The 6,062-nt window shown below is 36.8% G+C and carries 10 protein-coding genes; 5 read left to right on the forward strand and 5 right to left on the reverse strand.

The genetic code is table 11. The features are described 5' to 3' along the window. Positions 1-35: 35 nt before the first annotated feature. Positions 36-302, reverse strand: coding sequence for a DUF3055 domain-containing protein (locus AC1Q6O_RS16975; protein WP_008178058.1), 267 nt, complete (start codon positions 300-302; stop codon positions 36-38). 88 nt (positions 303-390) lie between these two features. Here AC1Q6O_RS16975 and AC1Q6O_RS16980 point away from each other — a divergent pair, with 88 nt between their 5' ends. Further along, positions 391-843, forward strand: a complete 453-nt coding sequence (locus AC1Q6O_RS16980) for a DUF86 domain-containing protein (RefSeq protein ID WP_036119960.1) — start codon at positions 391-393, stop codon at positions 841-843. Next, entirely contained in the window at positions 840-1,592 is a 753-nt protein-coding gene (locus AC1Q6O_RS16985; protein ID WP_008178063.1) for a TIGR01457 family HAD-type hydrolase, read from the forward strand. The genes AC1Q6O_RS16980 and AC1Q6O_RS16985 overlap by 4 nt, the downstream gene beginning before the upstream one ends. Before the next feature lie 80 nt (positions 1,593-1,672). Here AC1Q6O_RS16985 and AC1Q6O_RS16990 read toward each other — a convergent pair whose 3' ends face one another. Further along, positions 1,673-1,909, reverse strand: a complete 237-nt coding sequence (locus AC1Q6O_RS16990) for a YuzB family protein (RefSeq protein ID WP_008178065.1) — start codon at positions 1,907-1,909, stop codon at positions 1,673-1,675. A 269-nt stretch (positions 1,910-2,178) separates the two neighbouring features. Here AC1Q6O_RS16990 and AC1Q6O_RS16995 point away from each other — a divergent pair, with 269 nt between their 5' ends. Continuing rightward, on the forward strand, positions 2,179-3,243 hold the full coding sequence (locus AC1Q6O_RS16995) for an NAD(P)/FAD-dependent oxidoreductase (RefSeq protein ID WP_008178067.1): 1,065 nt from the start codon (positions 2,179-2,181) through the stop codon (positions 3,241-3,243). 46 nt (positions 3,244-3,289) lie between these two features. Here AC1Q6O_RS16995 and AC1Q6O_RS17000 read toward each other — a convergent pair whose 3' ends face one another. Further along, on the reverse strand, positions 3,290-3,625 hold the full coding sequence (locus AC1Q6O_RS17000) for a YuzD family protein (RefSeq protein ID WP_008178069.1): 336 nt from the start codon (positions 3,623-3,625) through the stop codon (positions 3,290-3,292). 84 nt (positions 3,626-3,709) lie between these two features. On the opposite strand from AC1Q6O_RS17000, the gene AC1Q6O_RS17005 reads away from it, so the two are divergent. Beyond that, positions 3,710-3,946: a NifU family protein gene (locus AC1Q6O_RS17005; RefSeq protein WP_004228295.1), complete on the forward strand. Its 237-nt coding sequence runs from the start codon at positions 3,710-3,712 to the stop codon at positions 3,944-3,946. A 47-nt stretch (positions 3,947-3,993) separates the two neighbouring features. Here the strand turns inward: AC1Q6O_RS17005 and AC1Q6O_RS17010 are convergent, their stop codons facing one another. After that, entirely contained in the window at positions 3,994-4,686 is a 693-nt protein-coding gene (locus tag AC1Q6O_RS17010; protein ID WP_089986182.1) for a DUF2225 domain-containing protein, read from the reverse strand. A 186-nt stretch (positions 4,687-4,872) separates the two neighbouring features. Here AC1Q6O_RS17010 and AC1Q6O_RS17015 point away from each other — a divergent pair, with 186 nt between their 5' ends. Further along, positions 4,873-5,247, forward strand: a complete 375-nt coding sequence (locus tag AC1Q6O_RS17015; RefSeq protein WP_036127329.1) for a HesB/IscA family protein — start codon at positions 4,873-4,875, stop codon at positions 5,245-5,247. A 183-nt stretch (positions 5,248-5,430) separates the two neighbouring features. Here the strand turns inward: AC1Q6O_RS17015 and AC1Q6O_RS17020 are convergent, their stop codons facing one another. Further along, positions 5,431-5,952, reverse strand: a complete 522-nt coding sequence (locus tag AC1Q6O_RS17020) for a GNAT family N-acetyltransferase (protein WP_008178077.1) — start codon at positions 5,950-5,952, stop codon at positions 5,431-5,433. Between the last annotated feature and the right edge of the window lie 110 nt (positions 5,953-6,062).

Raw genomic sequence — 6,062 nt, forward strand, 5'->3', positions numbered from 1 at the left:
AATGTCCTACAAAAAAACACCCTGTAAAAAGGGTGTTAGTTCAATAGCTCACGTAAATATTCTCGAAGTTCCTCGGTTTCGTCCTCTGTACGATTGTATACATGTTCTAAGTAGCCAGGCTCTTCTACATCATCAGGGCCAATAATCGCAAATCGACCAAATTGTATATCCATGACAAGCACTTTCCCAAAGAAGCGGCCAGATTGTAATATCGCTAAATCATAGCGCAGTTTTTTTCCTGCAAAGCTAACAAAGCGAGTTTTTGTATCTTCTACATCATCATATAAAAAAAAACGTTCCATCTTTTAATCTCCTTCCAGTCCTATAGTTATGGTACTATAGAAGAGAAAAGACTATCAACTTTTAAAGATTTGAATGGGGGCTTTCCTTGTGTATTTTGTAGATCGTAATAAAATCACAAAAAATTTACAGTACTTAGATGGGCTATTAGCCATTTTGGAGACAGAGAATAACTGGTCTCAAAATGATATAAAGAAATTAGCTATCGAGCGAATTGGTCACAACATTATGGAGTCAATGATGGATGTAGGAAATTTAATGATTGACGGTTTCATAATGCGCGACCCAGGAAGCTACGAGGATATTATTGATATATTAGTCGATGAAAAAGTCGTAGTTGCTGAAATGGAGGCACCATATAAAGCAGTTGTTGGCTTGCGTAAAATGCTAGTACGCGAGTTTATAGAGGTAGATATCGATGAAGTTGTCCACGTACTTACAGCCAATTTATCGGCATTAAAGCAATTTTCGCCTGCAGTCCATAGTTATTTAACAAATGAGCTAGGTCCAGTTTCTGCCTTTTTACCAGAGGATCATCAATGAGAGATTATAAGGCCTATTGCTTTGATTTAGACGGCACTGTTTATCGTGGAAAGGAAGGGATTTCTTCTGCTGTTGCTTTTATTCATCGCTTACAACAAGCAGGGATCGAGCCATTTTATGTCACAAATAACTCTTCTAAAACACGTGAACAACTGCAAGATGCTTTAATGTCTATAGGGATTAGTGCACCATTAGAACATATTTATTCAAGTGCGTCCGTCACAGCAAAGTATGTGGCACTCCATTATACAGGTAAAAAAGTAGCTATGATGGGGTCTGATGGTATTCGTCAGGCATTACTTGATGAAAATATTGTGCCTGTTGAAGATGAAGCGGATGTATTTGTCATGGGAATTGATCGAACACTTGATTATATGGCACTTGCTAGAGCGACAATATTTGTTCAAAAAGGAGCAGTCTTTATTGCCACAAATCAGGACATTAAGTTCCCGACAGAATATGGTTTCTTACCAGGAAATGGTTCTTTTGCTCGTTTAGTAGGAGAGGTTGCGGGCGTTGATCCTATTTATATAGGGAAGCCATCACCTGCTATCCTAGAAGTAATTGCGACAGAACATCATTTTTCTAAAGAAGACATGGTTATGATTGGTGATAATTATGATACGGACATCATGTGCGGAATTAATTTTGGCTGTGATACAATCCATGTGAATACGGGCGTTACACCCACAAAGGTTGTACAAGAGAAAGAACTTCAACCTACATATATAGTGGATGCGTTACAATAAATAAAAGGATGTTATGCAGATTTTTTAGCATAACATCCATTTTTTTTGTTCAAATTTATTCATATAGGCGTTTTAGCAAACTACCATAAAGGGTTTTCTTCAATAAACTGATAAATGGCTTTCGTTAACGCTTCTGGAGAATCAGCTTCTACTAATTCACCATTGACAATAGCATAAAAAGATTCTGAGCACTTTGTACAATAACTGAGGCAGCCATATTCCAAAACGTCGATATTCGGATCGCGTTCGAGTACTTCATAAGTTGCTTGAGAGCCATTTGCTAAATTACTAATACAAAATTCAACCATTGGATTCATTCATGTCACCTCACCAAAGTAATGCTACTCGGTTTTACGAATTTCGTCAATTATTTAAATTGAAGGTAAAGAAGTGTTTTTATATAAAATTTTAAGGGAAAACCGTTATTAATTGCTTAAAAATCTATGGAAATGAACATCTTTTCATTTATTTTGTGAAATCCTTCACAAATTTTCATTCTGATATTGTGAAACTTCTCACAATCGGTTATACTCGTTTGTGGATACTTTGTGAACAATTATTAAAAGAGATATTAAAGGAGAATATTATGGGTAAATTAGTACTTTTAGGTGGCGGCTATGGCAATATGCGTGTCATGCTTCGTCTATTAAATAGTCTGCCATTAGACAGAGAGGTAGTCATAATAGATAGAGCCCCTTTCCATAGTTTAAAAACTGAGTTTTATGCGTTAGCCGCTGGAACTGCTACAGATAAAGAAATTCGTGTAAGCTTCCCTGAGCATGAACGTTTAACGCCTGTATATGGAGAAATCACTGAAATTAATCGTGCGGAAAAAGTTGTCATTTTAGAAGATGGACAACGTATTGAATATGATGATTTAGTCGTTGGTCTTGGTTGCGAAGATAAATATCATGGTGTACCAGGTGCAGAGGAGTACACTTATAGCATTCAAACGATGGGACAATCACGTGCTACACTTCAAGCGCTATGTGGTTTACCAGCTGGGTCTACAGTCGGAATTGTAGGAGCTGGCTTAAGTGGTATCGAACTTGCAAGTGAGCTACGTGAAAGTCGATCTGATTTAAAAATTAAGCTATTTGACCGAGGTCCACGTATTCTAAAGGATTTCCCTGAGAAACTAAGTAAATATGTAAATGATTGGTTCGTGAAGCATAACGTTGATGTTATTGCCAATTCCAATATTACTAAAGTGGAGCCAGGTAAAATTTTCAATCATGAAGATGAAATTTTACTCGACAAGGTCGTATGGACAGCTGGCGTACAGCCTGTCAAAATCGTACGTGATATGGATGTGGAGAAGGATAAACAGGGTCGTCCACTAGTAACACAGTACTTTAATGTACTTGACGATGAACATGTATATATTGTTGGAGATTGTGCTTCCTCAGATTTACCTCCAACAGCACAGTTAGCAGAGGAACAAGCAGAGCTAATTGTTAAAGTACTTCGTATGCGCTGGAAGGGCGAACATTTACCTGAAAAAATGCCAGATATTAAATTAAAAGGTTTCATGGGTGCCCTTGGTAAAAAACAAGGCTTTGTCTATTTGGCAGATACAACAGTTACAGGTCGTATCGCTCGTTTAATGAAATCCGGATTATTATGGTATTACAAACGTCAAAATGATTAGTTAGTAAAAGGGATTGTTTCTATTTGAAACAATCCCTTGGCTTTAATTAAACTGTTATGTCTGGAACAAATCCTAAACCTTCAAGTGCAGTGAAAACCGGTTTCAACTGTACATAGCCTTCACCAACGACTTCATTATTAATGAGGACAAGAGGGTAGAAAAATTCATCTTCCTGAATACGTGTCGCATAGTCTTGATCACGTTCATTCTCAATTGGACCTTCGATATCGATATAACGAATATCATATGGTTGATCTGGATATTTTCGATCTATAGCTGCTTGTAACCACTCATATGTATCTTTGGAAGATGGAGCATTGACACAGCTAGCGCAAATTACAGCTGTTCCATAAATTTCAATCATAGGTTTAGTTGGTTGCATCGTATTTTCTCTCCTTGTGATTCAATATTGGATTTTTTCTGTTGCTAACATTATAATCATTATAAGGAAAGGAGTCGAGATAAAATGGCTGAAGCAACAATTAACGACCAAGTTCAAGAGGTATTAGATAAATTACGTCCGTTCTTACTACGTGACGGTGGAGACTGTGAATTAGTAGATGTTGAGGATGGCGTTGTAAAATTACGTTTATTAGGTGCTTGTGGCAGTTGCCCAAGTTCTACTATTACATTGAAAGCTGGTATCGAACGCGCATTATTAGAAGAAGTACCAGGTATTGTGGAAGTAGAGCAAGTATTCTAAGACATTTAAAAAGTTCTAGCTGAATCTCAGACTAGAACTTTTTTTATTTATAGGTGGCGCGTATGCTCTTTTCCTTCGCGGATGACAGCCCATTGCTCTTTTGCCATGTCCACAATTTTTGCCTCGCCACCGCTGCTTTGTTTTTCAATTACTCTAGAGAAGAAGCGTGTCGCATTTTCAATGTCTCCGATTCTTCTTGATAATTCGGCAATCATATACATAATACGTACAGCAGACATTTGTGTAGAACTGTAATCTTCTGTTGAATACGATTCCATATAATGATCACGCGCCAGTTTCATAAAGCGCTCCTCTTGCCCACTATTTTTGAGAGAACGGTAGAGCCAAGCAAGACGCAAAGCTAAACCAGCAATAGCGACATGTTTTTCTTTTTTTATCGTGCCGCAGAGGAAAGCCAATTTATACGCTTGTATCGCCTGAAAAACAGTACGTTCTCCCTTAAAATCATGATGCACCCATTTTTTTGTTATTTGTGTGTGAATCTCATCTTGAATACCTGGTGCAAAATATTTTGTAAAGTCCTCTGTAAATGAAAACCCACAATGCTCGCAAACGAAGACATTGTAATAAAGCGCATTCACATCATCCGTATAAATAGGGTGGAAATCGGTTTCGGTATGCTCTACTTTAATAAATTTGGAACGAACTTTTAACGTCGGAAAATCTTTTTTACAATTCAAACATTGAATTTGTTTTTCATAATACGGTGAAATATCCATATATATTACCCCCTACATAGAAGTCGTTGTAACTATTATACCAATGGTGCTAGTAGAAACATGAATAAAAATTCCTAAACATGTGAAAAATATGAGAACTCTCACTAAAATTTACCTTGAAGCTGAATGTTTGTCATACAATGGTCAAAATTGATATGATATTAGGTAAGAAGGAAGGTGATGGGGATGACAAGTACAAAGCAAGTTATTGAAATTACACAGGCTGCCGGCTTTCATATTAATGAAATGATGGAGCATAATGAAGAGCAAGGTTCTTTTTTACGTGTAGTAGTAAACGGTGGCGGCTGTAGTGGGCTATCCTATGGTATGCATTTTGATCAAGAGAAAAAAGAGGAAGACTTTGTAGATGTACAACATGGTTTAACAATTCTTGTTTCCCGTGAAGATGCGCCGATTTTGATGGGAACAAAAATTGACTATAAACAATCGCTAATGGGCGGTGGCTTCACAATCGATAATCCAAATGCCATTGCTTCATGTGGCTGCGGTACATCTTTCAAAACAGCAAAGCGTGAAGGTACACCTGAGATTTGTGAATAATTAAACGTGATATAAATGTAGAAGACAATCCTGATGGAATGTAAACATAATCTGAATTAGGTTGTGAATACAAGCCTTTTCGATTTGTATGTTTTGAAAACAACAAATGGAAGAGGCTTTTACTGTGTTTTGAAGTCTAAAAGGAAAGCCTTGTTTAGATCATAAACAAGGCACTCTAATAATTTAAAATTTATAATACCAAAAAATTGCTAGTTCATTTGCTGTTGGAAAGTTTGAATATAGCATCGTATCCACTGCACCTATTACAAATTGATTTTTAGCATAAAAATGACAAGCTGAAACATTGATATCTTGTGTTTCAAGCATGAGACCACAGCAGTTCCTTTCTTTGGCCCACTCAATGGCTTTATTTAGTAAGGCAGTACCAACGCCGTTTTTTCTATAATCTTTTGCGACAGCGATATCTTCAATAAGTGCATATCCGTTCCAGTTAGAGCACATCTTAATCTGCCCTACACAGCTGTTGTCAATATAATAAAAAAATACAGCTTTCTCGATATCTTCTATATAGCTAAGATCAATTTCATCCTCTTCATATTTTTTGAAGTAAGGCACAGAACATATTTCCTCTGTAAATGTCCAAACTTTATCTTTGTATGTCGGTATAATTTTCCCCGAGACTATAAAACCATCGTTTGATTTATTAAAATCCTTCATAGTAGACGGAGTCATTTTAATGATCATTTTACTCTCCCTTTCTGTATTCAACTATGTGGTGATCTGACCCAAAAAAGTTAGACATATTTAGTTAAGCAACTGCTAAGACCTGAGTTCGGTACTCCACCGGGCTTAGG

The sequence above is a fragment of the Lysinibacillus sp. GW823-FHT06C08 genome (assembly GCF_058795135.1).